Annotated in this window: 27 protein-coding genes and 1 pseudogene; 7 read left to right on the top strand and 21 right to left on the bottom strand. The window is 45.5% G+C overall.

What is annotated here, in order from left to right:
• The 3 genes from BCU34_RS16120 to BCU34_RS16110 all read right to left on the bottom strand — a co-directional run bounded on the left by BCU34_RS16120 (position 1) and on the right by BCU34_RS16110 (position 3,150).
• Positions 1-1,089, bottom strand: a complete 1,089-nt coding sequence (locus tag BCU34_RS16120) for an alkene reductase (RefSeq protein WP_102480296.1) — start codon at positions 1,087-1,089, stop codon at positions 1-3.
• 52 nt (positions 1,090-1,141) lie between these two features.
• Positions 1,142-2,365, bottom strand: coding sequence for an MFS transporter (locus tag BCU34_RS16115; protein ID WP_102480301.1), 1,224 nt, complete (start codon positions 2,363-2,365; stop codon positions 1,142-1,144).
• A 101-nt stretch (positions 2,366-2,466) separates the two neighbouring features.
• Entirely contained in the window at positions 2,467-3,150 is a 684-nt protein-coding gene (locus tag BCU34_RS16110; RefSeq protein ID WP_102480307.1) for an SDR family oxidoreductase, read from the bottom strand.
• 116 nt (positions 3,151-3,266) lie between these two features.
• Between BCU34_RS16110 and BCU34_RS16105 the strand changes: the two genes are divergently transcribed.
• The 4 genes from BCU34_RS16105 (at position 3,267) to BCU34_RS16090 (ending at position 5,659) form a co-directional block, all read left to right on the top strand.
• The gene (locus tag BCU34_RS16105; RefSeq protein WP_102480328.1) at positions 3,267-4,202 is read left to right on the top strand and encodes a LysR family transcriptional regulator; all 936 of its coding nucleotides are present in this window, start codon (positions 3,267-3,269) and stop codon (positions 4,200-4,202) included.
• Positions 4,203-4,310: 108 nt separating this feature from the next.
• On the top strand, positions 4,311-4,703 hold the full coding sequence (locus BCU34_RS16100; RefSeq protein ID WP_102480330.1) for a GFA family protein: 393 nt from the start codon (positions 4,311-4,313) through the stop codon (positions 4,701-4,703).
• 29 nt (positions 4,704-4,732) lie between these two features.
• A complete protein-coding gene (locus BCU34_RS16095; protein WP_102480333.1) occupies positions 4,733-5,218 on the top strand; it encodes an OsmC family protein in 486 nt (161 codons plus the stop codon).
• A gap of 96 nt (positions 5,219-5,314) precedes the next feature.
• Positions 5,315-5,659 carry a ribosome recycling factor family protein gene (locus tag BCU34_RS16090; RefSeq protein ID WP_102480342.1) on the top strand — a complete coding sequence of 115 codons (345 nt, stop codon included), beginning with the start codon at positions 5,315-5,317 and terminating at the stop codon, positions 5,657-5,659.
• Positions 5,660-5,794: 135 nt separating this feature from the next.
• On the opposite strand, the gene BCU34_RS16085 is transcribed toward BCU34_RS16090, so the two are convergent.
• From BCU34_RS16085 to BCU34_RS16015, 15 genes are all read right to left on the bottom strand, one after another.
• Positions 5,795-6,034 carry an RNA recognition motif domain-containing protein gene (locus tag BCU34_RS16085; protein WP_017057644.1) on the bottom strand — a complete coding sequence of 80 codons (240 nt, stop codon included), beginning with the start codon at positions 6,032-6,034 and terminating at the stop codon, positions 5,795-5,797.
• 131 nt (positions 6,035-6,165) lie between these two features.
• Entirely contained in the window at positions 6,166-6,429 is a 264-nt protein-coding gene (locus BCU34_RS16080; RefSeq protein WP_017061275.1) for a hypothetical protein, read from the bottom strand.
• A 226-nt stretch (positions 6,430-6,655) separates the two neighbouring features.
• Entirely contained in the window at positions 6,656-7,198 is a 543-nt protein-coding gene (locus BCU34_RS16075) for a DUF3833 domain-containing protein (RefSeq protein WP_102480347.1), read from the bottom strand.
• A complete protein-coding gene (locus BCU34_RS16070) occupies positions 7,195-7,770 on the bottom strand; it encodes a chalcone isomerase family protein (RefSeq protein ID WP_102432129.1) in 576 nt (191 codons plus the stop codon). Before BCU34_RS16070 ends, BCU34_RS16075 begins: the two co-directional genes overlap by 4 nt.
• Positions 7,771-7,773: 3 nt before the next feature.
• Positions 7,774-8,295 carry a DUF2878 domain-containing protein gene (locus BCU34_RS16065; RefSeq protein WP_048663953.1) on the bottom strand — a complete coding sequence of 174 codons (522 nt, stop codon included), beginning with the start codon at positions 8,293-8,295 and terminating at the stop codon, positions 7,774-7,776.
• Positions 8,273-9,553 carry an SAM-dependent methyltransferase gene (locus BCU34_RS16060; protein ID WP_061015859.1) on the bottom strand — a complete coding sequence of 427 codons (1,281 nt, stop codon included), beginning with the start codon at positions 9,551-9,553 and terminating at the stop codon, positions 8,273-8,275. Before BCU34_RS16060 ends, BCU34_RS16065 begins: the two co-directional genes overlap by 23 nt.
• 105 nt (positions 9,554-9,658) lie before the next feature.
• Positions 9,659-10,465, bottom strand: coding sequence for a DUF1365 domain-containing protein (locus tag BCU34_RS16055; protein ID WP_102432128.1), 807 nt, complete (start codon positions 10,463-10,465; stop codon positions 9,659-9,661).
• Positions 10,462-11,733: an NAD(P)/FAD-dependent oxidoreductase gene (locus BCU34_RS16050; RefSeq protein ID WP_102480348.1), complete on the bottom strand. Its 1,272-nt coding sequence runs from the start codon at positions 11,731-11,733 to the stop codon at positions 10,462-10,464. The genes BCU34_RS16055 and BCU34_RS16050 overlap by 4 nt, the downstream gene beginning before the upstream one ends.
• A 2-nt stretch (positions 11,734-11,735) precedes the next feature.
• Positions 11,736-12,467 carry an SDR family NAD(P)-dependent oxidoreductase gene (locus BCU34_RS16045; protein WP_048660594.1) on the bottom strand — a complete coding sequence of 244 codons (732 nt, stop codon included), beginning with the start codon at positions 12,465-12,467 and terminating at the stop codon, positions 11,736-11,738.
• Positions 12,467-12,898, bottom strand: a complete 432-nt coding sequence (locus BCU34_RS16040; protein WP_048660595.1) for a nuclear transport factor 2 family protein — start codon at positions 12,896-12,898, stop codon at positions 12,467-12,469. Before BCU34_RS16040 ends, BCU34_RS16045 begins: the two co-directional genes overlap by 1 nt.
• A gap of 14 nt (positions 12,899-12,912) precedes the next feature.
• Positions 12,913-14,343 (bottom strand): deoxyribodipyrimidine photo-lyase, encoded by a 1,431-nt coding sequence (gene phrB / locus BCU34_RS16035; protein ID WP_102432126.1) that lies wholly within the window; start codon positions 14,341-14,343, stop codon positions 12,913-12,915.
• Entirely contained in the window at positions 14,340-15,287 is a 948-nt protein-coding gene (locus BCU34_RS16030) for a YbgA family protein (RefSeq protein WP_102480354.1), read from the bottom strand. Before BCU34_RS16030 ends, phrB begins: the two co-directional genes overlap by 4 nt.
• Before the next feature lie 144 nt (positions 15,288-15,431).
• A complete protein-coding gene (locus BCU34_RS16025) occupies positions 15,432-16,112 on the bottom strand; it encodes a ChrR family anti-sigma-E factor (RefSeq protein ID WP_048663946.1) in 681 nt (226 codons plus the stop codon).
• A complete protein-coding gene (locus BCU34_RS16020) occupies positions 16,105-16,752 on the bottom strand; it encodes a sigma-70 family RNA polymerase sigma factor (RefSeq protein WP_102480359.1) in 648 nt (215 codons plus the stop codon). Before BCU34_RS16020 ends, BCU34_RS16025 begins: the two co-directional genes overlap by 8 nt.
• Before the next feature lie 110 nt (positions 16,753-16,862).
• A complete protein-coding gene (locus tag BCU34_RS16015) occupies positions 16,863-17,483 on the bottom strand; it encodes an LON peptidase substrate-binding domain-containing protein (RefSeq protein ID WP_102432123.1) in 621 nt (206 codons plus the stop codon).
• 252 nt (positions 17,484-17,735) lie between these two features.
• Between BCU34_RS16015 and BCU34_RS16010 the strand changes: the two genes are divergently transcribed.
• Complete coding sequence (locus BCU34_RS16010) at positions 17,736-18,122, top strand: tautomerase family protein (RefSeq protein ID WP_017070218.1); 387 nt, start codon at positions 17,736-17,738, stop codon at positions 18,120-18,122.
• A 104-nt stretch (positions 18,123-18,226) separates the two neighbouring features.
• Here BCU34_RS16010 and BCU34_RS16005 read toward each other — a convergent pair whose 3' ends face one another.
• Positions 18,227-19,024, bottom strand: a complete 798-nt coding sequence (locus tag BCU34_RS16005) for a DUF4344 domain-containing metallopeptidase (RefSeq protein WP_102432122.1) — start codon at positions 19,022-19,024, stop codon at positions 18,227-18,229.
• A gap of 326 nt (positions 19,025-19,350) precedes the next feature.
• Between BCU34_RS16005 and BCU34_RS16000 the strand changes: the two genes are divergently transcribed.
• Positions 19,351-19,707, top strand: a complete 357-nt coding sequence (locus BCU34_RS16000) for a YibL family ribosome-associated protein (protein ID WP_017060971.1) — start codon at positions 19,351-19,353, stop codon at positions 19,705-19,707.
• 316 nt (positions 19,708-20,023) lie between these two features.
• Entirely contained in the window at positions 20,024-21,250 is a 1,227-nt protein-coding gene (gene gltS, locus BCU34_RS15995) for a sodium/glutamate symporter (protein ID WP_102480387.1), read from the top strand.
• Between the two features lie 113 nt (positions 21,251-21,363).
• Here the strand turns inward: gltS and norW are convergent.
• Positions 21,364-22,543: pseudogene (norW, locus tag BCU34_RS15990) on the bottom strand (NADH:flavorubredoxin reductase NorW).
• A 1-nt stretch (position 22,544) separates the two neighbouring features.
• Positions 22,545-24,044, bottom strand: coding sequence for an anaerobic nitric oxide reductase flavorubredoxin (gene norV, locus BCU34_RS15985; protein WP_102480389.1), 1,500 nt, complete (start codon positions 24,042-24,044; stop codon positions 22,545-22,547).
• Between the last annotated feature and the right edge of the window lie 258 nt (positions 24,045-24,302).

The following is a 24,302-nucleotide window of genomic DNA, read 5'->3' as shown; positions in this document are numbered from 1 at the left end:
CTATAAAGCTGGATAATCGATATAGCCTTTTTCGTTGCCTCCAAACAGAGTCGCTCCATCGAGATCTGATAGTTCGCTGCCATTTTGTAGGCGTGAAACGAGATCTGGGTTTGCCACGAATGGGCGACCAAATGCAACGAGATCGGCGTAGCCTTTACTTAGTACGTCTTCGGCGCGTTGTGGTGTGTAGCTGCCAGCGACGATGATGGTATTAGAGAACAAGGCTCTTAGCTCGACACGGAAGCTTTCAGGGATAACCGGTGCATCATCCCAGTCGGCTTCTGATAGGTGCAAATAAGCGATATTACGAGTCTGCAGTTCCTTTGACGCTTCTAAAATCGTTGGCACGATGTCTGGGCAGTTCATATCTTTGAAGGTGATGAAAGGCGCCAAACGTACGCCCACTTTATCCGCGCCAATCGCATCAATGACTGCATCAACTACTTCAATTAAAAAGCGAAGTCGGTTCTCGCGACTGCCACCGTAGTTGTCGGTTCGCTTGTTCGAGTTCGTTCTTAAAAATTGATCGATCAGGTAGCCATTGCCGCCGTGGATCTCGACACCATTAAAGCCTGCTTCGATGGCTTTCTTTGCTGCGTTCGCAAAATCTTGAACGACACGGTCGATATCGGCTTGGGTCATTTCTCTTGGTTGGATGCAATCTACCATGTTGCCGTTTCCATTCTCATCAGAAATCCAAACCTGAGTTTCTACCGGAGCCAGTGCCGAAGGCGCGATTGGTAGTTCACCTTTTTGGAAGGTTGGATGAGACACGCGCCCCACATGCCATAGTTGGCAGAATATCGCTGCGCCTTGTTCTTTAGCGGCAGAGGTGACACCTTGCCAGCCTTTCACTTGTTCGCTTGTGTAAACGCCGGGTGTGAATGAGTACCCTTGAGAGTCATCTGAGATTTGTGTCGCTTCAGTGATGATGAGCCCTGCACTTGCTCGTTGTTGGTAGTAAGTTGCCATCATTTCATTTGGCACGTTTCCAGGTTGGCTTGTGCGAGCGCGAGTCATGGGCGCCATAACCACACGGTTTTGTAGTTCTAGCTCTTTGAGTTCTGCTGTTTCGAATAATTTGCTCATGGTATTTACCTTGTGTCGGTCATGTGTTGATTGATTTAGCGTGCGGTGGTCACTATTTCGATTCCGCAGGGCTGAAGATAGAGTCGTTTTGTGGCTTTTCAGCTCGGTTGGCTTTTGCAATAAGCAACAAACCAATCACAGGGACAACAACGGCTGCGAATGGAATCATTCCTGCGCCTAGTTGGCTGTCGAGTACCATGCCACCAAGGAATCCACCAAAGGCATTGGCCAAGTTAAACGCTGAGATATTCGCAGTTGCAGCTAACTCTTGCCCTTCGCCACCGTGGTTCATTACTCGAAGCTGCATAGCAGGAACGTTCGCAAATGATGCAATACCAAAGACAAATGCAGCGGCAACGAATAGGATTTTGTTGTCTACAACAAGGCCAACCACTACCAATGAAACGATCATCGCGATAGCCCAAAACATCGATGCTTTGCCTAAATCTTTGTCAGAAGAGCGTCCGCCTAATGTGTTACCTATGATTAAGCCGACACCAACAATCACTAAGATCCAAGTGACTGATTCTTGACCGTAACCCGTGATGTGCATGGCGATAGGCGCAAGGTAGCCGTAAAGCGTCATGAAGCCAGACCAAGCAAAAGCGGTGATCGCCAAGCTGATGAGAAGCATTGGATTTCTGAACGCTAACAGCTGAGTTTTGATGTCTTTCGCTTCACTGTGGCCGGTCGATTTGATTGACGTCAGGATAGAAATCATCGCAATCGTGCCAAGTGCTGCCACGGTAAAGAAAGTGGTGTGCCAGCCGAATTGCAAGCTAACCCAAGTACCAGCTGGAACGCCAAGAACGTTAGCGAGCGTTAAGCCTGCGAACATTTGGCCAACGGCACGACCTGCCATTTTTTCAGACACTAAGTTGGTCGCAACAACCGCACCGATGCCATAGAAAGGGCCTTGCACTAAGCCTGCGATAACACGGCTCGCCAGTAGTAATGGGTAGCTTGGCGCTAAGGCGGATAAGACGTTACCGATGATAAACAGTGCCATTAAGCCAATCAGCACCATCTTCTTATTAAAGCGCGCCAGGTAGATGGTTAAGATTGGCCCGCCGATAACGATAGCTAGTGCATAAGCACTGATTAGATAGCCCGCTTGGCCTTCTGTAATCGAAAGGGAGGTCGCAATTTGTGGAAGAATGCCTGCGATAACAAACTCAGCGGTGCCAATCGCAAACGCCGCGAGTGTCAGTATCCAAACTTGGAATGGAATCTTTTCTTTATGGATAGTTTCTTGGTGGACGGTTTCTTGTTTCATGATGAGTTACCTATCTAAATTCTTGTTTGTTAGGACGTTGAGATAAACGCTCTAACGATGTTCTTTGTGTCTTTGTGTCTTTGTGTCTTTGTGCTGGGGGTTTAGCCGAGTAGAGCACCGCCATCGATGTCGATGATTGACCCCGTTACGTATGGGTTGTTAATCGCGAATAGATAACCCATTGCGATATCTCCAGCCTCTCCGACTTTGCCTGTTGGTAGGTTGTTTTTGGCGTTGTCGTACATGGTTGAACGAGCTGAATCGTCCATGTTTTTGTAAGCTTCAGTCATAGTAAGGCCGGGGCTGACGGCGTTGACTCGAATCGGTGATAGCTCTTTGGCAAGCACCTTAGTTACGCTCTCTAGCGCGGCATTAATCGCGGTTTTTAAGTAAGTACCAGCTACCACTTTGCGTGACAGCATGCCCGTGGTTAGTGTGATTGAGCCGTTTGGAGTCATGTAACGTGCGGCGTGCTTGGCTACGTTTAAGCTTCCCCAAAACTTGGTATCAAATGCTGCTTTTGCGTCTGCGATAGCAACGTCTGTCACTTTTCCTGCGGGAGCGTATGAACCCGCGGTTATCACTAAGTGATCAAATGCACCGATCGATTCGAAGTATTCACAAACCGATTTCTCATTGCTGATATCAACGCCGGTGTGTCGGCTGGCAATGTGTACTGTGTTGTCTTCGTTTCTCAATTGCATTGCTAATGCTTTGCCGATACCTGATGTTCCACCAATGATGACGAATGTGTGCTTTTCTTGGTTTGTAAGTTCGTTGTTCATGTTCTGAATTCCTGCGTGTTCTGCTGATGGTTGTCATTATATTTATTCGAATAAATTTGATAATTGGTTAAAATATAAAATCATTATTCGGATTAACTGAATAGTAGGAGAGGTGAATGGACAAGTTTTCAGATATGACGATGTTCGTAAGCATTGTTAAGCATCACGGGTTAGCTGCGGCGGGGCGAAAGTTAGGGCTTTCTCCTGCGACCATGACAGCAAGGCTTCAGGCGTTGGAAGAGCGTTATGGTGTGAAACTGCTGAACCGAAGCACGCGACATGTGTCTTTAACTGACTCCGGCGAGCTGTATCACAAGGCGTGTCTGGAGATATTGGATAGTGTCAGCGAGGCTGAAAACCTAATTCAAAATGGCGTCAAAGAGGTTAAAGGCCCACTAAAGATTGCAGCACCTAAAGACATCGGCAAGCAGTACATCCTTCCTATTCTGTCGGAATTTTGTCAGCAGTATCCAGACGTTATTCCCTATCTGTATTTGAACGATAACCTATCGAATATCGCCGAATCAGGCATGGACATCGTGATCCGCTACGGCGAATTGGTTGATAGTAGCTTGATCTCTAGACGCTTATCACCAAGCCGACGCGTGCTGTGCGCTTCACCAGAATATCTCGCCAAACACGGCACGCCGATCAAGCCACAAGATTTGGTTGAACATGACTGTTTGGCTATGCTGCGCAGTAATGAAGAACTTAAAACATGGCACTTTCAAGATCATGATATGAAGAAGGCTGTGACGGTTGTGCCGAAGCGATTTTCAGACGATGGCGAAGTGATTCGATACTGGGCATTGCAAGGAGAAGGAATTGCGTTGAAGTCGGTACTCGATGTGCAAGATGACATCAATAACCAGCGCCTTGTGACTCTGCTTAATGGCTATATGAAGAACTTCAATACCTCGACCTCTGTATCAAGCGCAGACTTGAATGTGGTGTACATCAGCAAGAAATATCAGCCGAAACGTATCCGACTCTTCTTAGATTATCTTCTTGAGAACTTTAGTGGTTTGGTCGAGAGATCAGACAAAGAGTAGACGCTTACCTACGTATGACGGATCTCTCGAACTCAGCGCCCGCTTACGGACAGAGATCATCGATCTGGTTATGATATCTGCAACATAAGGACGTGATTGGAGAGAGAAATGAAAGTCGTCGGTAATACGGTTATCCAACCTTTTCACAAAGCCACCTGCCACTGTGGTGCAGTTGAACTAGAGCTCAGCCTACCTAACGGAATAGAAAAGCCGCGTCGATGTGATTGTTCTATCTGTCGTCGTAGAGGTGCGATCGTTGGCTCTGTTGCGCTTGATGGCATCAAGATCCTTAAAGGTGCAGAACATCTTAAGCTTTATCAATTCAATACCCACACCGCGAAGCATTACTTCTGCTCAAACTGCGGTATCTATACCCATCATCAGCGCCGTTCTAGCCCGAATGAATATGGTTTTAATATCGGTTGTTTGGAAGGGGTGAACCCTTTTGATATTGGAGATGTGGTGACCAACGACGGTGTCAATCACCCAGCTGATCGTTAATTTATTGAGCATTAAAAAGGGAAAGGATTATGTCTGAATATGGATCAGTCATTCGTTGGCAAAAAGCAGAAAATGAAGCCTTTAGCGACAATCAATATAGCCGGGGGCATACATGGGAGTTTGATGGTGGCGTTATTGTACCTGCGTCGTCATCGCCTCATGTTGTGCCACTGCCACTCTCTGTTGAAGAGAATGTTGATCCAGAAGAAGCGTTTATTGCAGCACTGTCTAGCTGCCATATGCTGACTTTTTTGGGCATTGCTGCTAAACAAAAGTACGTAATTGAGTCTTACGTTGATGATGCGATAGGTGTACTTGAGGAAGATGAATCAGGCCGATCATCGGTAACTAAGGTGACTCTGCGACCTGACATTGTGTTCTCAGGCACTAAGGTGCCAACCGCCAAACAACTCGACAAACTGCATCATTTTGCGCACAAAAACTGTTTTATCGCGAACTCGGTCAAGACAGAAATTGTGATAAGAACTGAGATCGTGCCAGAAATCATAGGGTAATCTTTCGTTACGCTTTGTTGTATAAGCTAGGGTGAACAATTATTTGCTGCGGTTGGTATAATACTAAGCCCAAGTGTCGAGTCTCTTATATAGGTTATGTTTAGCGTCCCTTTAAATAGTTTTGTACACCGTGTGAGTGATAAAGGCCAAGTCATGGCTAATGCAGCTGAATGTGGATGTCAGTTGAAACGAGTTCGCCGTTCGCGTAATTGGCTGTTGGTCGCTCAAGAGCATCAACTCATTGAATTTAAAACGATGTTAACCCACGAAAAAGATGGTTGGATCGTCATTGCGATAGACAAAGTATTGCCTAAACCTGTGGTGTGTTTGGCTTCGCTGCTAGCGGCAACACCCTCGATGACGGTCGCTCAGCTGGTGATGGAGTCTGGATGTTCAATGGCAGAAGCAAGACGTGCCATTGATGAACACGAAGGACTCTAGGCGTATTCGAATAGTGTGAAAAGAGAATCGCAAGCAGCAAAAAGCCCGTAACGATATTGCGCTGGAAAACGTAATATCGTTACGGGCTTTATCATCTGTGCTGCTAAGCTATGCGGCTTATAAAGCGTGACTCGATTAAGAGTTAGCCACTTTTACACGAATCGTGTTTTTGCCAAGCTTAGTCATGTTCAGCTTGTTTAGTGCCGCTTTCGCTTCTTCGTGCTCTGGCATTTCAACAAAAGCAAAGCCTTTTGAGTCGCCAGTTTCTTGGTCTAAAACTAGGCTGCACTCTTTTACTGAACCGAACTCAGAAAATAGCACACGGATGTCTTGCTCAGAAGTAGAGCGCGATAGGTTACGAACTAGAAGTTTCATAATAAACCTTGAATATGAATTTACGCTGGGCATTGTCGCACATTTTTGTGCTCACCCTGACATAATAATTTAAGATCACGCTTGCTTGGTTTTACTACGCAGAGCCAGCGCTTTTGAGTAATCAAACGTGATTATTCGTCGTCGAACTGTTTGATCGTGAACGCGTCTTCGATTCGGTTAAGCTCTTCTTGTTCTTTTACTCGCTTCTCTTCTTGAAGAGTCGCTCTCGTTTCGTTGAAACGTTTTTTCTCTGACTTAGTCAGGAATTTTACAGCTTTTTTGTTGGTCAGTGCGTAAGCAACTACGTCTTCACCTTTTTCTCTGCGGTCGTTTACGCGTTGTGAGAAACGTTCATTGTCGCGAGCTTTACGCTCCGCTGAGGTCAACTTGCTCATGCTTTAAAGCCTTTTCAATTATTCATGGTAGGGAATCTACGCTTAGCGAAACAAACAGGAACTACTGAGTATGAGTCTAGCCCATTTGTGTGCTGGTGGCGCATCTTAGCACAGAGGCTTGAGCTTGCAGGTATGCAATTCGCGGGAACAAACAAAACAGCCCACAATTTTCATTGTGGGCTGCGTGCAGCAGTGGCGAAGGTCAGAATCAGAAATGACAATTAAATCAAATCTTCTCTATGTATAAGATGACCTCTCCGACTTTAAAGCCGAACTTGGACATCTCAGTTTTGTTGAACAAGCGTTTGTCGTCCATCAAGAACATCCAGTCATCTAACACGACTTCATAAGTGCTGCCGTCGACTTCTATTTCTAAGTCGTATTTCCAATATAGAGCAGAACCTTGAGTCTCCCCATAAGCGGTTCCAACGACATCGTTGGCAGTCCCAGAATAGGTGTTTTCGCCAGTTTTTATCAGGTTCCAAACGCGGGTTGATCGCTCGCCATCAGCAAAAGAGAACCACTCTTTTATCTCTCCATTGTCTCCGTCCCAAGTTGCTATAAGTTTGGCATCGAAGCGGCGCAGTAGGTTACCAGAACGGTCGAGAACAATGCCGTAAGCCATTAGCTCACCATCAAAAAAGGTTTCAAGCTTGAGCTCTGGCGTAGTGTCGACATGGTCCTCTAAACTTGCAGAACCACAACCTGCCAGCCAAGTGAGTGAAAAAAGTGCCAGAGCTAATTTTATTATTGTTGTTTTTGGATTCATTTGTTTAAACCTAAAAGTTGTTTGCGTAGGCCGGGTTCGGATGTGTTCTCAGATAACCAAATCGCCAGAAATGCTTCGCCAAATTGTTTGTCTTGGATTACTCCGATAGGTTGCTCATCAAAGTAGAAGCGGCTGACATTATCTTCAGCGACACGTATGGTGAGAGTGCTTCCTGCTTCTACGTTCGGCCACATCGCGTATAACGGCTTCAACCAACGCTGAATACTGTTATTTGAGTAACCAAGCTTGTTCCATTGATCTTCGGTTGCATCGACTAAGTCTTTGCTGTCGATAGCGCGGTAATACTCGAGTTTCAGTGCGCGTTCTGAGTTGGTTGGTGTGGCATAAAATTCAGCAGAGTAGAGTGTCCAAAATAGGTAACTCATTTCGCCTTGGCCACGTTTATTTAAGTCATCGACCGCAGAGGCTTTAGTGTTTCCGGAAAATAACAGCGCAGCAAAAATTAACGAGAGAGTGATAAAGCTTAGAAGTGTGTTTTTTGCTTGCTGATGAGCGCGAACAATATCGCTCTCAGGTTTGAACGTTTGTGTCGGTTTGCGTGGATAAGCCATAAGTCACCTCGATATTGCCATTTTAGGTTGTACTAAGTTGGAGTAGGCGGCCACCAGTAAGGGCAACAAAATCCCCCAACTTATTGCAAGGGCAGCAACTACCGATGCATCTGGCCAAGTAGTCAGGAGGGCGCCTGCTTTGATGCCTCCCCAATAACTACTAGTACCTGCTACGAACCCTATGACAAACAAGATCACTTTTGAGCATTTTAAAAGCCAATTTAGGCTGTGGTTAAAACTGATTAAGAACATGATCCATAGGCAAACAAGCCACACTGGAAACCACGATTGATTAGCAATTGCAGAGTCGACGGCAAACACGCCGAAGTGAAAGAAGAGGCTATCAAGTAATAGCCCTAATGGTAATAAGATGAGTATCTTAAGATCGCTACTGCGAGTCGGTGATAGGAGGAAATGAACCACTACAATCAGTGGTGTGACGAACGGGGCTTGCGCGGTAAAGAAGGCACTGCAAACCCAGGTCGCTTGAAACAGTACGAGATTAATAATCCAAAACCGTTTCATCTTTTGCTCCAAAGTAACGAGGTTTTCTTGCGACTAAATGGTGAGTACTGATCACTCGCTCTTTGAATGCACCTTCACAGTAACAGAAGTAGAAGATCCATAAGCGCTTAAACTCTTCTGAATAGCCGAGAGACTCTAGTTCTTCCCAACTATTTTCAAAGGCGATGTTCCAGTCGTTAAGCGTTCGAGCATAGTGCAGACCAATGTCGTCGATTTCTTGAACCACAAGATCTGTACTAGTCGCAAGGTGTTGGGTCATCACTGAAACCGAAGGTAAACAGCCGCCGGGGAATATGTACTTCTGAATAAAGTCAACGCCCTTACGGTATTTATCGTAACGGCTGTCAGCAATCGTAATTGCTTGAATCAGCATCTTGCCTGAGGGCTTAAGTAGCGACGAACATTTTTCAAAGAAGGTTTGTAGATATTCATGGCCGACCGCTTCTATCATCTCGATAGAGACCAACTTGTCATACTCTCCTGTAAGGTTGCGATAATCCTCTTTAAGCAGGGTGATTTTGTCGGTTAAACCAAGTGCTTTGACTCTCTGTTCTGCAAGTGCGTGTTGGGCATCTGAGATTGTGGTGGTAGTGACATGACAACCGTAGTGTTGCGCCATGAAGATGGCTAAGCCACCCCAGCCAGTGCCTATCTCAACCACGCTATCCTTCTCAGACAACTCTAATCGCTCACAAATGGTTTTCATTTTGTTCTGTTGAGCTTTGGATAGGGTTTGTGCATCTTCGCTGTAGATAGCGGCAGAGTACTGCATCGAGCTATCTAAGAAGCGCTCATACAGCTCGTTGCCAATATCGTAGTGGGCGAGAATGTTGCGCTTGGAGCCTTGTTCGGTGTTGGCATTCTTACGACGCAGCAAGAGGTTTTTGATGCGAGAAATCCACTGTGTCTTGTCATCAAGTTCATCCAATTGGGCTTGGTTACGAGCCATGATTTGAATCACACGCGTCAGATTTGGACTGGTCCATTTGCCATCGATATAGGCTTCAGATGCCCCAATGCTGCCGTTGATAACGACATCTCTAAAAAAGGTCGCATCATGAATCACGATTCGACCTTTCAGTTCGGCTTCTCGATCACCAAATACTGAATGCTGGTCGCGCTCAATGATCTCAAGCGTCGCGAATTGTAGGCTTTCTAAAACCTTGAAAATTAAAGCTCGATATTTACAGTTGCTTGAAACAGCAACGGCTTTAGCTTGTTGTTCAATATTGTTGTTTTGTTTGGCAAGCTGTTCCATGTAAACCTCGCTGATAACTCATTCTAATATTTTGTGCCAACTAAGCTGAGTTTTGCTCCTTGATTGGAGCGAACCTAAGCTAGAATTGATTTCTGTTTTAAGCGCTTAAGATGTTGAGTCTGGATGCGCCACAAACGGTACTTTTTTCAGGAATAATTTGAGAGCCTGATAATAAATTCCCATCACGACTTTTATGGTCATAGCCGGAATCTTGAATACCGTTCGTCTAATGTTTGTCTTGGTTACTGACTGTTTGGTCAGGGCCAGTGTCGCATCGAAAAGCTTGTTGTCTCGGCGGCTTTCGATGTGAACTAACGTGCGTTTCGCTGGTGGCTTAATCTTCCAAAAATAAGTCATGTTCAAATCCATGAACGGCGAAACGTGAAACTCTTTTTTTACCTTCAACTCTTGGTGCATGTCGATCAGATAGTAGTGTCTTTCTCGCCAAGGCGTGTTACTCACTTCTGCCAACATGTATTTACAATCTCCAGTTTCGTCATAGCAGAAGAAACAGTTGATTGGGCTGAAATAGATGCCTAAACAACGGCACTGAGCCAGCATCGTCACACGGTTTGAATCAGACCAAACCCCACCAAGTTGTTGCACTTTGGAAGCTATACGTTGCTTAAGTGATTTTGGTTCATACGTAGTGACATTTTCTTTTTTTTCAGCGAGATAATCCGATTCTACAAAGCGAATCGGGTTATACCATCGAGTGCCGAACAGCGCACTGCGCGATGTGGTTTGGGGCAGTTCGTCAAGATCGAGCCCCATCATATACAGCTGATAGCTGAACTCATGTGTGATGTTGCCAAAGCGACGATGTCTGACGTTACCCCAATAGATACCGCTAAGTTCTTCACTTTTTTCGGATGCGATCCCCATCTCGGGTGTCAAGGTTTGGCTGCTCATTGCGCTGAACTCGTACTCAAATCCAAACCGAAGCGTTTGGTCACATCGAGTGCACTGTGGACACCGTCTTCATGGAACCCGTTATACCAATAAGCACCAGCAAAGTGAGTCTGGTTTTTGCCACAAATCTGCTCTCGTTTGTGCTGAGCTTCGACCGTGTTCGAATTAAGTACCGGGTGATGATAAACAAAGCTGCGAATGATTTTCTCTGGGTTGATGCTTTCGCTTTGATTCAAGGTGACACAGAAGGTGTCTTGGCTTTCGATGCCTTGCAGGATGTTCATGTTGTAAGTCACACAGGCTGGTCGTTTACTGTCGCCATCTAACATGTAGTTCCAACTTGCCCAAGCCAGCTTTCTGTCTGGTAATAAGCGTGTATCGGTGTGCAGAACCACTTCATTGCGGCTGTAAGGGATCTCGCCCAGTACCTGTTGCTCTTGTTCTGTCGCATCACCAAGCAGACGTAAGGCTTGGTCTGAGTGACAGGCAAAGATTACTTCGTCGAAGTTTTGCGTGCTGCCATCTTCAAATTCAACAGTGACGCCCGGTTCTTGGCGAGTGACTTGTTTAATCGATGTATTCAGTGCAACAGGCTTACTCAAGCGTGAAAGGATAATTTCAACGTAAGAGCGTGAACCTTTTGGAATCACATACCACTGAGGGCGGTTCGCGATATCGAGCAATCCGTGGTTGTAGAAAAACTGAATAAAGAATTTCAGCTCAAACTCTTCCATTTCCTCTAAGCTTGTCGACCAAATAGCCGCGCCCATCGGCAGAATGTAGTGCTGACTGAAAAAATCTGAAAATTGATTATCGCGTAGGAAACTGCCAAGGGTAACGTCTGGTGTGAATTCATTACTTTCAAACTGAGCCTTACACAGTTTGTTGAACTTGAGAATGTCAGACACTAAAGACCAGAACTGAGGTTTGAAGATGTTACTCCTTTGTGCGAATAACGAGTTAATGCTATGGCCGTTGTACTCAAACTTAGTAGTGGTGTTGTGGACGCTGAAGCTCATCTCTGTAGGTTGCCTTTCGACACCGAGTTGTTCCAGGAGCTGATTGAAATTCGGGTAGGTTCGATCGTTGAATACGATGAAACCTGTATCTATCGAAAACGCCGAGCCTTGATGTTCAATATCAACGGTCGCGGTGTGACCCCCAACATAATCGTTCTTTTCGAATACCGTTACGTCGTGGTGCTTATCTAATATGTGCGCGCAAGTGAGTCCAGAGATGCCTGAACCAATAATGGCGATTTTCTTCATTGTTATACCATCCTTGAAGCGAGTTTTTGCCAAACTGGAGTTGGAAGCATTCTTAGTAGCTTCATCAACATGATGAATCGTCTTGGGAAATCGATTTCACTCTTTCCTTGAGCGATACCATTTACGATTCTTTGAGTTGCGGCCTCACTACTAATAATCATAGGCATAGCGAACGTATTTCGCTCGGTTAATGGCGTTTCAACAAAGCCAGGGTGCACAATTGAGACATGAATGTTGTGCGTTGCCAGATCAACCGAAAGTGTTCTGCCTAAGTAGGTGAGGGCTGCCTTTGAAGCGCCATAAGCCTCGGCTCTAGGTAAAGGTAAAAAGCTGGCGCTGGAGCTGACTATAACCAAACGGCCGCCGGGCTTGATGTTTTTTAACCAGGCTTTAAGGGCGTAGCCAATTGAAATTAGGTTTATGTTGATGACGCGCTCGAAAAGTTCGGCATCAAAATTCAATGGGTCGTCGATGTATTCACAATCACCCGCATTTAGAATCAGCAGATCGAGCGGCTTGTCTTGGTCGAGTTCTGGGAAGTTGTGGTAATCGGTCAGATCGAAACAGAGCGGTGAAATGGATGAATGTGCGATGTCTGTATCGTGAGAATCAACTAAGGCCTGCAGTTTGTCTGGGTTGCGGCCACAAGCAATCACCTGATGCCCTTGCTGAGCGTAATCTTTAGCGAGGGATTGGCCGATACCTGAGGTCGCGCCTGTAATCATAATACGCATTATCGGCTCGCTCTCTTTTTGATGGATTTAATCGCGCAACCCAGTACTGGAATGTGTTCATACAACATAGAACCGACGTCGAGGTAGTCTCTGTGGTAAATCACCTGACCGTCGAACATCTTGAGGTGGCTGTGTCCTTGTACTTCGATCGGCTTTTGCCCATTTAGTTGCTTGTGAGCAAATTGCATCGTCCAGTAAACCGAAGCTTCATCGTTCACTTCGAAAGTGTGTTCAATGTGGAAGTAACAGCTCGTCACTTGGGTGTAGAGGTTCTCGAAGTAGTGAGTAAGCGCAGAAATACCGCTGACATGGTGCAGCGGATCTTGGAATTCAATATCAGGGTGATAAACCGTCTTCAGCACGTCGAAATTGTCTGTTCCGAGTTCTCGATACATGTTGAGAAAGTTATCAAGCCATAGAGAGTTATCCATAATATTCACTCTAATTATTTGAAGAAGGCTAAGGCTCTCAATCGTGCTTGTTTGTGCTCAACGATGGGTTGCCAGTATTCGCTGTCTATCCCGTTTTTAGCGATAAAGTCATGTGGAAAATGTACATGCTTATCAGGGATGTTTTGCAGCTCTGGTATGTACTTACGAATAAAAATTCCTTTTGGATCAAACTTTTCACTCTGGGTGATTGGATTGAAAATTCGAAAGTAAGGTTGAGCATCGCAGCCAGTACTTGAAGCCCACTGCCAGCCACCGTTGTTGGCGCTAAAGTCACCGTCGATAAGGTGCGACATAAAGAAACGCTCGCCCCAGCGCCAGTCAATAAGCAGGTGCTTGGTTAGGAAGCTTGCCACCACCATTCTTAGCCTGTTGTGCATCCAGCCCGTTTCAACCAGTTGACGCATGGCTGCATCAACCAATGGATATCCGGTTTTTCCTTCGCACCATGCTTTGAAGCTAGGGTGATCTTGATACCAGTCTAATCCATTGTATTTTTGCTGAAAGTTCGCTCCTTTAACCAGTTTAGGATGGTGGAACATCAAATGCTTATAAAAATCACGCCAAATCAATTCATTAAGCCAAGAAAAGGCCGGCAGCTGAGTATCAAACAACAAATCGGGTTGTTGCTGAATCAATTGAATCGCTAACCAACGTGGGCTCACGGCGCCTATTGCTAAATAAGGCGATAGCCCTGATGTTCCTTTAACTGAGGGAATGTCTCTCAGGCGCGCGTAGTCGTTGACTTTATTGCCTAAGAAATTGGGGATCACGCTGCCCAATACATCTTGGCTTAATGGCCAGCGGCTTGAATCAACACGCGGAAAGTCAAAATCATAGTCAGCGGAGATTCTTGAAGCTTTTAAGTCGTCAGGAAGTTGTGATTGTGGACGCTGTGTTTGTTGAAGCTTAGCGGGCACGATAGGAGCCGGGCTACAGATGATACCTTTCACCTGAACTTCTTTTAACCAAGCGTTCTTAAATGGCGTAAAGACTTTGAACATCTCGCCTTGTTTGTTAAGAACGCTACCTAATGGCAGCATAACGTCACAAGAGCTGATCTGAAGGTTTACCCCATTTGATATCAGTTGCTGGTCACGGGTTTGTTCATCTACCTCAGGTTCTGAATTTGCGTATACGCACTTAGCATCAAGTTGTTCGTATAATTCGATGAGCTGTCGGGCTTGGTCATCAAAATCGCTGGCTTTGAGATGCAGCAATGAAATCCCAAACTCAGCGAGTTGGGATTCGAGCTGTTTTAGGTGACGATAAATGAAATCGGCTTTGATGGGGGCAAGGTGGTGTTGCTGCCATTGCTGTGGTGTTGAAATAAAAACGGCGATAGACACGCCGTTTTCAACTGCCGCGACGAGCGCTGGGTTATCGTGAATCCGCAGGTCTCGTCGTATCCATAGAATGTTGCTCAATATCCGTATCTCAGTTTGAGTTCTTGTGGGTGAGGGTTTAGGTAAACCTGTGACTCTAAGTACTCGTTTGGGTACTCCATTAGGTAGTGGTTGATCAGTGTCAACGGCACTAGTAACGGAATTACGCCCTCTCTGAATGATGCGATCTGGTTGGTCAGCTCTTGTTTGTGAGCGCTACTCAGTTGTTTTTTAAAGTAACCCTGCAAATGATGCAGCGTATTGGCGTGGCTGCCTCGATTCGCGTGATGAGATAACGCCTTCATCAAGCCCTCGATATATTGAGCCGCCAATTCGTCGATGTCTAACTCATTACTCGCTAACAGTTTGCCTAAACTTTTGTATCCCTCAACGTGGTGACACATGACTAAATACTTGTGGGCGCTGTGGAACTGAATCAGCTTGTGTTTGGTCACACCTTCATCCACAAGGTCGAGCCATTTTTGGTAAGTGAATACTCGAGTCATGAAGTTCTCGCGCAAAATAGGGTCGTTAAGTCGCCCGTTTTCTTCAACAGGAAGTAACGGGTTAGCGTCCATGATCTGCTTAGTAAACATGCCAATACCAGTCGACTCAGAACCACGACCGTGGTGGTGGTACACTTTCACTCGCTCCATACCGCAAGTTGGGCTCTTTTGGCAAACAATGAATCCAGCAATGTGCTGATTGTTCTTCGAGTAGTTTTGACCGAACTCGATTAACTCATTGGTCACATCACCAGAACCGTCTGGACGGGAGACGTGAATGATATCGTCTAACATCCGAGTCTGGCGAATAGTTGGGCGAGGCGTTGGCAGACCAACGCCCATCTCTGGACAAACGGGTTCCAGCTCAACGTAGTCTGCTAGGTCGTCTGTGCAGAAGCGAGAACGTTTATGGCCAGTATCGAACCGAACTTTATGACCGGCGACACATGCACTAATGCCTATTTTTATTTTCTTATCCATTGGTCAATTCCTTACGCTCATTGCTCATTATTGTTTTTATATTATGTGGCTTGTTGCTTATTCCAGTTTACTTTAGTCCGGTTGTTACCTTTCCACCTAGCCAACGCTGTGCATCTTGTGATCTACCCGGTAAATCCTTCTTAACTAGTAAATGTATTTACCTAGTGGGTTGAACAGTTGGCTGACACCTTTAGTGAAGTACAAGGCATCACTTGAAACGGTCAAGCACACACAACCCTCTTTGGTCGCAGGTTGATGAGTGTGACTGCCATCTAGCCAGATGAAGTCGCCTTTGTTGTAGACGCCCATTTCGTCTTCGAAACTGCCTTCTAAAAGAAGTGTAATTTCGAAACCTTTGTGGGTGTGGCAAGGCACTTGTCCGTTTTTATCGATATGCAGCAAACTTGTGTGATGTGCTTCGTCATCGAAATCGAGTCTTGCGCGTGAAATTTTGCCTAGGTTCATCCAATCTTTTCTCGCCACCGAGTTCAGAGCGCGAGGAATAGTGAATGTGGTATCTGCAACGGTAACTTGCTCTACCTTTGGCTCAACTTCCACTGACTGAGATAAATCAGCAGTAATCTGCTCAATTGCATCAAAGTCGAAATCCATGTCGTCCATTGAAAAGCCGCCTGACTCTTCGTTCGTGAACGCAGGTTCTTTATCAAAGGCATTGTTCGCCGCCTCAGCGGTAAGCTGCTTAACCTGCTGTTGGCAATGTTCACACAGTTCTACGTGACTAGAAACAATCAATGAAACAGAGTCTGCAAGCGTGCCATCGACAAAATCTTTCAAAATTTCAGCATTTGGGTGATGTTTAATCATGGCTTTGTTCCCCCATGTGAACCTTAAGTTTGGCTAAAGCGAGTCTTAGACGTGATTTCACGGTTCCAAGTGGGACGCCAAGTTGCTGTGCAAGCTGTTCTTGAGAGAGCTCTTGAAAGTAAACACCTTTCACAATGGTTTTCTGAGCCAGAGGCAGCTTCTCTATTTGTGTCATTACGTGTCGACTCATCAAATGATCGCCAAACGGTAATTCATCACTTTGAGATTCCGCAACCATCGCGTCAATAGGCCAGATGTCGTCTGCGATTGTCTGTTCCGCTTTGGCTTTTACTTTGCGTAACATATCAAACGCAGCATTTCGCATGACGGTGTAGACCCAAGTCGTCGCAGCGCCCTTATCTTCATTGTAAAGGTGGGCTTTCTTCCAAACGTTAGTCATGGTGTCTTGAACCAGCTCGTTCGCAGCAGCTTCACCGCCTAACTTGCTGATTCCGAAACGCTTTATCTTGGGAGCAAAGAACTTGAACAAACAGGTAAATGCCTGCTTGTCTCGGACTGTACCAACTAAGATCAACCAGCTTGAAAGCTCTGTTGGAACCTTGGATTCGGTCGTTGTTTTTTTGTCTGGGATAATGACATGCTCCTTGCCTTTCCCTGAACTTCTACTTTCGACTTGCATAGTAAATAACCATCATGCGAATTTGAGTGGCACTACGTGAAAGTTGAAGGCCGGGATCACTTTAATTTAAATTATTTTCCACTATACAAAATTATAGTGAAGAAAAGTGCTTATTGCCCCGTAATGATTTGATTCAAAAAAGGAACTAAAGAAGGAAAGCTAGCGGGCTCGGTGAACTCTGTTTTCTTTTCCAAAGGGATAGGCATCATTTCGAGTAGTCGCGCGCAAATCCATTGCGGGCTTTCGAAATCAGGAGTGGGGTAAAGGGTTCTTATCGAATCGTGGTCGCGAAACAGCTGAACCAAAAACGCTGTAAACACGTTAGGCACGTCGTAATCGTGAACCGGCCAATGGGGCAGTGGTCTGAATTTGCTTTTGATCAAGCCAGCAGTGTCTCTGTGAGAGGAGTGAAGCTGCACTAGCTGCTGGCCTTCCACATCGATTTCCAATATCTGATCATCAGCCATATTAAAGTCTACGATGGATACTTTTGTTCCCCAAGAGCTAAGGCGATCAGCGTTTACGTTGTCTTGAGTAGCAATGATAAAGCCATCGCCCTGCGCTGCGTGTGCGACCATCGCAAGGTATTTGGGCTCGAAAATGCGTAGCCTTTGACGACCTCTTGGTAACAGGAAGATGGGGAGCGGAAACACAGCGACTTCTAGCGAAGACTCTGCGGGTGTTTCTGGTTCGGCGTCTGTCCGTGTGGCCTTACTAGGTGAATTCGGCACATAGTACTCCTTAATTCAAATGTGATTTCAGAAGATATACGCCGGGATAGCGGTGTTCGATCAATTCGCTTCGACTTATGTTTGCAAAGGGATAAGTATTTTGTTGCACCTGTTCATAAATTCATTGTTTTTACCTTTTCTCACACGTGTCATTAGGTAGTATATGTACAAATAGTAAGCGAATGGGTGGTCGCTAGACGATGCTTCTATCTAACGTTCCTCTATACCTAACATCACATCAAAGGAATGGTCATGATTGTTATTTATGGTATCAAAGAGTGCTTAAATCCAATTAAGTTGCAACTATCAAACGTGTTGCAGCAGTGTTTAAACAGTGAAATGGGTTTACCTGATGACAAGCGCGCACATCGGTTTGTGCCATTGGAACGGGATGACTTCTTTTACCCGGAAGGAAGAACAGAAGCCTATACCGTCATTGAAATCAATATGATGGAAGGTCGAGCGGTGAACACCAAGAAACGCCTAATCAAGAAGATATTTTCTGAAATAGAAAAGCAGTTGGCTATCTCTCCGATTGATATTGAAATCACCATCAAAGAACAGCCATCGCACTGCTGGGGATTTCGAGGTATGACAGGCGATGAAGCTCAAGATCTTAAATATAAAGTGAAGGTCTAGGGCTTAAACTCTTAACTCTTAACACATAAGACTTAAGCCAACCTATCGAGTGGCGGCTTTGGAGTTTGATGCCAAAGCCGTTTTATCTCGTTCTTGACACACCTTTAAGTATCGTCACTCTCTTTTAAATACTGATGCCAATTTTCATTGATCACATCAAAATGCTCCACACAGAACTCTTTCCGATCTTTCAAATAGTCATTTTCCACTTCATCGAGCAAGTTCTTATAGGCATCAGGGTCGCTGCCATACACCAAGCATAAAGTAGAGAAGTAACGCTGCAGCTCGAAACTGTGCTCGTCGATGTATTCCCCTAAGTCGTAATATTCTGGGCGGTCTTCTGATTCGAAAGCGAACATGTCTGCTGCGCTGATCGCGGCATCGGCGCCATGTTCCACATAGTTAAGTAATAGGATGGTCGCTAGGTTGTCGACCGCATCTTCCTCTTTGCCCAAGATGGCAATCTTTTGGTCTTCAATATAAGCATGCCCTGCTTCGTGCAGCAGAGTGTGCAGTAAGGTATCGATAGCGCCAGTTTGCGCAGATTTCCCATACTCTTTTTCGTATTGGTTCTTCTCAAAGTAGTTAAGTGATTCAGCGTAAAAGCGGTAAGGGATCAGCACTTGATGGGTTTGTGGGTCGTAGAGCGGCCCGTCTTCTCCGCCATATTGAATGGTTAATGGCTTCTCAAACATGAAGAGTTGGTTTGATAGGTCGACCACTGTGTCATTAACGCCACTGATTTGAATCTCGCGTTTGAGTTGCTCTTCTTCGGCATTTTTCGGCGCAGAGTACTCGACGATTAGGTTATTTTGGGGTGTTTGTTCACTAGATGCATAAGTTGCGGCAAACATTGAAATCAGGGCTAGGCTGTAGGTCAATGTTCTTTTCAATAATGTCATCGGTTATCCTTGTGATTACGTTGCGAATCAGAGTCGTTGCAGGGGTGGATACCCCAAGCTGTGTACCCTGAGTTAGTTACTGCGTTAGAGTATAAGTTTAGACGGAATTTTGATGTATCGAGGACTGCAATTTTTGAGGTAGACGCTATCCTATCAATGAATAATCCGCTCAGAGGCTCGCCACAAAGAATAGGTAGCCTGAATGAACGGTATCGATGTGATTCGTTTCTGTTGGTAATTAACAGATAAATTTCGGTTCAAGTGAACCCTTGTGCTATACTCCGCGCCCCAATCCGAATTGGCTTGTTAAATCTTAGGAAATTATTATGAGTGTTAAAAACGAACTTCAACAAATTAACAACCGTCTAGACAAGTGTCGCCACAAGTTAGATGCTGCTAAAACTCGTAATGATCGTCCTGTTGTTCGTCAATTCGAGGAAGAGATTAAGAAGCTAACTAAGAAAATTGCCCAGCTTAAACACAAAGAAAGCTACGATGTGAACCAAGAGCGTAAGTCTTTGGTTGATATGCCATTTAGCCGTGAGATTACAAAAGCTGAGCAAGCGGATATGGGTAAACTTAAAAAGTCTGTTAAAGGACTCGTAATTGTTCACCCAATGACGAAGATCGGTAAAGAACTTCGCATTGAGGTTATGACTGGTTACGCACCGAAAAAATTCTAATTACCAGCGATGGTAATGAAAGAGGAGCTAGTAATAGCTCCTTTTTGCTTTTTTAGGTCTTAAAAAAGCAGAGTCAGCGGCAAAATTACTCACGCCGCTTTTAACTTTTTGGAGGTGATTGTTGTCACAAATCCTTTTATCTCCTATAAAAGTTAACGAGCTACTAACATGGCACTAAGTGTTCGCAGTAATGTGTTCGCTTCTCGAATCTACAATTTCTCTCCAGTTTGCATAAATATAGGTAGAGCAGCACAGATAATTACAGATAAAACTAGACTCATTAAGGAAGATGAGAACGTAAAAAAATAGAGGTTATATGAATCAATTAATTTCAATTGGACCACTAGAATCCTTCCTAATCGCGATTAGTGTTTTGTTTCTAGGTCATTTCGTCAATGCAAAGCTTCCTGTTCTCAAAAAGTACAACATTCCAGAGCCCATTGTCGGCGGCTTGATTGTCGCTTTTGCTATTACAGCCCTGCACTTTAACGGCCTTGATCTAGAGTTTTCTTTGCCCTTGCAGAACACCTTTATGTTGATGTTCTTTGCGACTGTAGGTCTTGCTGCTAATTACACACAGTTAATGAAAGGCGGTGCGAAGGTATTCTTGTTCTTGGGCGTCGCTTCGGTATACATCATCATCCAAAATGGTGTGGGTGTGACGTTAGCTACCGCGCTTGGTCTTGAGCCGCTAATGGGCTTGATTGCAGGTTCTATTACGCTGTCTGGTGGTCACGGTACAGGTGCAGCTTGGTCGCAAACCTTTGCTGATACTTATGGCATTGCCAACACGCTAGAAATCGCGATGGCTTCGGCAACCTTTGGTTTGATCGTTGGCGGTATCATCGGTAGCCCGGTGGCACAAAAGCTGATCGACAAAAACAACCTTGAATCAGAGTACGGCACAGGTACACAAACGCACGAGCGTTTCCCTGAGCTGGTGACGTATAACGAGTATGAAGAAGACAAAGTGACAGCCAAGAAGGTGATTGAAGTATTGTTCATTCTCCTTATCTGTATCACATGTGCGCAATACCTAGAGCAATGGGTGGCGACTTTTGAAATTTCTTGGTTGACGATTCCTGACTTTGTTTACGCTCTGTTTATCGGTGTGTTCATCACTAACGTGTTTGAAGTGACTAAGCTGCATAAAACCGACAGCGAAACCGTTGATATTCTGGGTACTGTGTCACTGTCTCTATTCTTAGCGATGGCGTTAATGAGCCTGAAACTGTGGAACATCTTCGACCTTGCGATCCCGTTCTTGGTGATCTTGAGTGTTCAAGCCGTGGTACTTGGTCTGTTCTCTTACTTTGTGACGTTTAAAGTAATGGGTTCAAACTACGACGCAGCGGTTATGTCGGGTGGTCACTGTGGTTTCGGCCTAGGTGCAACACCTACAGCGGTAATGAATATGGGCTCTTTGGTGAACCGATTCGGTCCATCACCACAGGCGTTTATGGTGGTGCCAATCGTCGGCGCATTCTTCATTGATATCGTTAACTTGATTATCCTGCAAGGTTACATCTCGTTTATCGGTTAATGTGAACACCTCGCTTAACGCATAAAAAAGCCAGTCTATTGACTGGCTTTTTTCGTTTTGTAGGATACTGCTTATGTTATTGAGTTTGAGCTATTGGGCTTATGTCATTGAGATTAAGTGGGTGCGCTTGTCTGCAGCTCTTTGAGTAGTGGGAATGCAGCTTTGGTATGCTCTCCAGTGACGATAAACCCAACCAATTGATTATCTGCATTGAAGCCTTTTGCGATAATGCCTTTCGGGTCAAAGCGGGTCTCCCAGCTTTGAGCTGTGTGCAGATCTCGGCCTGCAAGCTGAATCGGGTAGCTTGGGGTCTTCACCTTTGTAATGATATGAGGTAACTTGAGTTTGATGTCAGCTTCCTCGGGCATGCCATCACTCGTAATGAGCTGCTTTGCCAACACATTAGCAGACAAGATCGCGGGCTGGAGATAAGCCATGATACGCCCTTCAATTTCGGCGCAATCACCAATCGCATACACATTGTTAGCACTGGTTGTCATGGTTTGGTCGACAACGATCCCCTTGTTGACGGTGACTCCGGCTTGTGTCGCCAATGTCGTGTTCGGTTTCAGCCCTGCTGCTGCAATCACCGCATCGGTTCGTATTAATCGAGAAGAGGTGGTTTGTAACCTTATGTCCTCTTTGAGGTAAGTCGCTCGACAAACGGCAGAGTCTGTTTCAACGGTCACCCCTGATTGTCTTAACATTTGCTCCAACTCTAGAGAAACGAAAGGTGGCACCAAGCTGCTCAATAGATAGCTCGCGGGTTCGATGATCGTGACATCTTTGCCCGCAGTTTGAAGATCGAATGCGAGCTCGACCCCAATCAAGCCTCCCCCAATCACAGTGATGCGTTGGGCGTCATCGATCTGAGCTTTGTGTTTCTCGAACTCTTCCAAGCTATTTAACGTAATGGTCTCGCTGCGTTTAAGCCCTTCTGCTGGTGGAATAAATGGTGTTGCTCCTGTTGCTCCTGTTGCTAATACCAACTTCGAATAGTGAATGGTGTCATCGCCGACATGAACACATTGTTGCTCAATATCGATTTCTCTGACCTGTGCTTTGGTCTTGATAACCAAGTTGTACTGCTCAGCCAACTGTTGAGCGTTATGTATTAAGAGTGTCTCTGGCGTTTGCGCCTGACTAAACGCATGCGAAAGATTTGGCTTACTGTACTCAACCCCCCGAATCTGCCGTGATCATGGTGATCGCGATATCTTGGTCGAGCTTACGTACCATCTTGATAGTTTGTAGGGCAGCGAAACCGCCACCCACAATCACAATATTCGACATGTTACTTCTCCACAAATACTTCTTTGCCTAAATGGCATTCTGGGCAAAGGAAATCATCCGGCACTTGTGCCCATGGTGTTCCCGGTTCAACGCCTTGGTAGGGTTCACCCAATTGTGGGTCGTACACCCATTCACACACAGTACAGCGCCAGCAAGTGCAATCTGCGCTATGTACAGGCTTATCTTGCGCTTTTTCTGGCTTCTGCTCTGCCGTGTCTTTTAGCTCTGTTGGGGGGCTTGTTGGTGCTGATTCAATACGTTGAACGTTGCGCTCAACTTGCTTAGGCTCACTAACCTCGTTCGCATCGGTGCGCCAAACCTCGGCCAGTGTCATCCCGTAATCAATACATTGGCGAAGTGCGTCGGTATCCGGTTTCCAGTGAATATGCTGAGGTGCGCTCACTTCGAAGTTGGCTTCACGTAAGCGAGCATCGATGCGTTTTACTGCGCCGCCAGTCCAACCTGAAGAACCAAATGCTGCGGCTCTTTTTTCTGCAAAGCGCAGGCCGTGTATTTCTTCAAGTAGCGCGGCGATTTGCGGCATCATCACGTTGTTCATGGTCGATGAGCCAACAAGCACACCCTTTGAACGGAAGATATTGGCAAGGATGTCATTCTTGTCGTGCTTAGAAATATTGAAGACCTTGATTGCTGTTTCTGGGCTTCCTTTACGGATACCCTTTGCGATCGCGTCAGCCATCATGCGGGTGTTGTTGGACATGGTGTCGTAGACAATCGTGATGCGATCTTCTTTGTAGGCTTTCGACCACTCGTAATATTGCTCAACGATTTGAGTCGCATTATCGCGCCAAATACAGCCGTGAGAAGTAGCAATGACATCGATCGGTACGCCTAAGCTCAGCACTTCTTCAATCTTTGCTTTAACCAGCGGCGCAAACGGCGTCAGGATGTTCGAGAAGTAACGCAGACATTGTTCATGCAGTTCGACTTGGTCTAGCTGGTCATTGAATAGGTTTTCGTCGCAGTAGTGTTGGCCGAAAGCGTCGTTACTAAACAGGATTTCATCACCGGTTAAGTAAGTCGCCATTGAGTCTGGCCAGTGCAGCATTTTCATCTCAACGAAGATAAGTTGCTTGCCGTTACCGACATCAAGAGTGTCACCAGTTTTGACGGTTCTGAAGTTCCAGTCTGGTTGGTGGTGGTGACCAACAATGGAGTTTACACCCGCTTCAGTACAATAAACCGGCGTGTTCGGGATTTTAGCAAGCAGCGCAGAGAGCGCGCCTGAGTGGTCTTCTTCAGCGTGCTGACAAATGATGTAGTCGATCTCGTTGATATCGATTTCCATCTCTAGGTTTGCAAGGAATTGCTCAGTAAAGCGATGATCGACAGTATCGACAAGCACTGTCTTCTCTTCACGGATCAGGTACGAGTTATAACTCGTACCTTTGTTCATGTGGTATTCCTTACCGTGGAAGTGCTCGGTTTCCCAATCGTGGACGCCGACCCAGTGCACATTTGATTTAACGTGAATAGTCATAATGATAGTACCTTATTGAAATATCTAAGGCTCTCATTGCACTAGTTGTGCCATGTTTCTAAATTATTGTTTTGGCTGTTTTTTTTGATTTTTGAGCTCTTATTTGTGTCTTTATGACTTTTTAGTTTTTGTAATCATATTGATTTTAACGTGTCTTTATGACTTGCTGGTGGGTAGTGGCTTGGATAAATAACAGATATAAAAAAGGCCAGATGAGAGTCTGGCCAAATAAAGCAGTGCGATTTGTTTGTTTCAGCT

It is taken from the genome of Vibrio sp. 10N.286.45.E10, from assembly GCF_002874195.2.
GTDB lineage: Bacteria > Pseudomonadota > Gammaproteobacteria > Enterobacterales > Vibrionaceae > Vibrio > Vibrio crassostreae.
Note: the sequence above shows the minus strand (reverse complement) of the source record. Positions and strands in the feature narration are given on the sequence as shown.

Excerpts from the sequence above, each read along its gene's own strand:
- gltS (WP_102480387.1), top strand. The coding sequence starts at position 20,024 with ATGAATCAATTAATTTCAATTGGACCACTAGAATCCTTCCTAATCGCG.
- BCU34_RS16000 (WP_017060971.1), top strand. The coding sequence starts at position 19,351 with ATGAGTGTTAAAAACGAACTTCAACAAATTAACAACCGTCTAGACAAG.
- norV (WP_102480389.1), bottom strand. The coding sequence starts at position 24,044 with ATGACTATTCACGTTAAATCAAATGTGCACTGGGTCGGCGTCCACGAT.
- BCU34_RS16005 (WP_102432122.1), bottom strand. The coding sequence starts at position 19,024 with ATGACATTATTGAAAAGAACATTGACCTACAGCCTAGCCCTGATTTCA.
- BCU34_RS16030 (WP_102480354.1), bottom strand. The coding sequence starts at position 15,287 with ATGGATAAGAAAATAAAAATAGGCATTAGTGCATGTGTCGCCGGTCAT.
- BCU34_RS16070 (WP_102432129.1), bottom strand. The coding sequence starts at position 7,770 with ATGGCTTATCCACGCAAACCGACACAAACGTTCAAACCTGAGAGCGAT.
- BCU34_RS16075 (WP_102480347.1), bottom strand. The coding sequence starts at position 7,198 with ATGAATCCAAAAACAACAATAATAAAATTAGCTCTGGCACTTTTTTCA.
- BCU34_RS16025 (WP_048663946.1), bottom strand. The coding sequence starts at position 16,112 with ATGATTAAACATCACCCAAATGCTGAAATTTTGAAAGATTTTGTCGAT.
- BCU34_RS16010 (WP_017070218.1), top strand. The coding sequence starts at position 17,736 with ATGATTGTTATTTATGGTATCAAAGAGTGCTTAAATCCAATTAAGTTG.
- BCU34_RS16100 (WP_102480330.1), top strand. The coding sequence starts at position 4,311 with ATGAAAGTCGTCGGTAATACGGTTATCCAACCTTTTCACAAAGCCACC.
- BCU34_RS16090 (WP_102480342.1), top strand. The coding sequence starts at position 5,315 with ATGTTTAGCGTCCCTTTAAATAGTTTTGTACACCGTGTGAGTGATAAA.
- BCU34_RS16120 (WP_102480296.1), bottom strand. The coding sequence starts at position 1,089 with ATGAGCAAATTATTCGAAACAGCAGAACTCAAAGAGCTAGAACTACAA.
- BCU34_RS16110 (WP_102480307.1), bottom strand. The coding sequence starts at position 3,150 with ATGAACAACGAACTTACAAACCAAGAAAAGCACACATTCGTCATCATT.
- BCU34_RS16105 (WP_102480328.1), top strand. The coding sequence starts at position 3,267 with ATGGACAAGTTTTCAGATATGACGATGTTCGTAAGCATTGTTAAGCAT.
- BCU34_RS16095 (WP_102480333.1), top strand. The coding sequence starts at position 4,733 with ATGTCTGAATATGGATCAGTCATTCGTTGGCAAAAAGCAGAAAATGAA.
- BCU34_RS16020 (WP_102480359.1), bottom strand. The coding sequence starts at position 16,752 with ATGCAAGTCGAAAGTAGAAGTTCAGGGAAAGGCAAGGAGCATGTCATT.
- BCU34_RS16040 (WP_048660595.1), bottom strand. The coding sequence starts at position 12,898 with ATGGATAACTCTCTATGGCTTGATAACTTTCTCAACATGTATCGAGAA.
- BCU34_RS16065 (WP_048663953.1), bottom strand. The coding sequence starts at position 8,295 with ATGAAACGGTTTTGGATTATTAATCTCGTACTGTTTCAAGCGACCTGG.
- BCU34_RS16085 (WP_017057644.1), bottom strand. The coding sequence starts at position 6,034 with ATGAAACTTCTAGTTCGTAACCTATCGCGCTCTACTTCTGAGCAAGAC.
- BCU34_RS16115 (WP_102480301.1), bottom strand. The coding sequence starts at position 2,365 with ATGAAACAAGAAACCGTCCACCAAGAAACTATCCATAAAGAAAAGATT.
- BCU34_RS16045 (WP_048660594.1), bottom strand. The coding sequence starts at position 12,467 with ATGCGTATTATGATTACAGGCGCGACCTCAGGTATCGGCCAATCCCTC.
- BCU34_RS16060 (WP_061015859.1), bottom strand. The coding sequence starts at position 9,553 with ATGGAACAGCTTGCCAAACAAAACAACAATATTGAACAACAAGCTAAA.
- BCU34_RS16055 (WP_102432128.1), bottom strand. The coding sequence starts at position 10,465 with ATGAGCAGCCAAACCTTGACACCCGAGATGGGGATCGCATCCGAAAAA.
- BCU34_RS16050 (WP_102480348.1), bottom strand. The coding sequence starts at position 11,733 with ATGAAGAAAATCGCCATTATTGGTTCAGGCATCTCTGGACTCACTTGC.
- BCU34_RS16080 (WP_017061275.1), bottom strand. The coding sequence starts at position 6,429 with ATGAGCAAGTTGACCTCAGCGGAGCGTAAAGCTCGCGACAATGAACGT.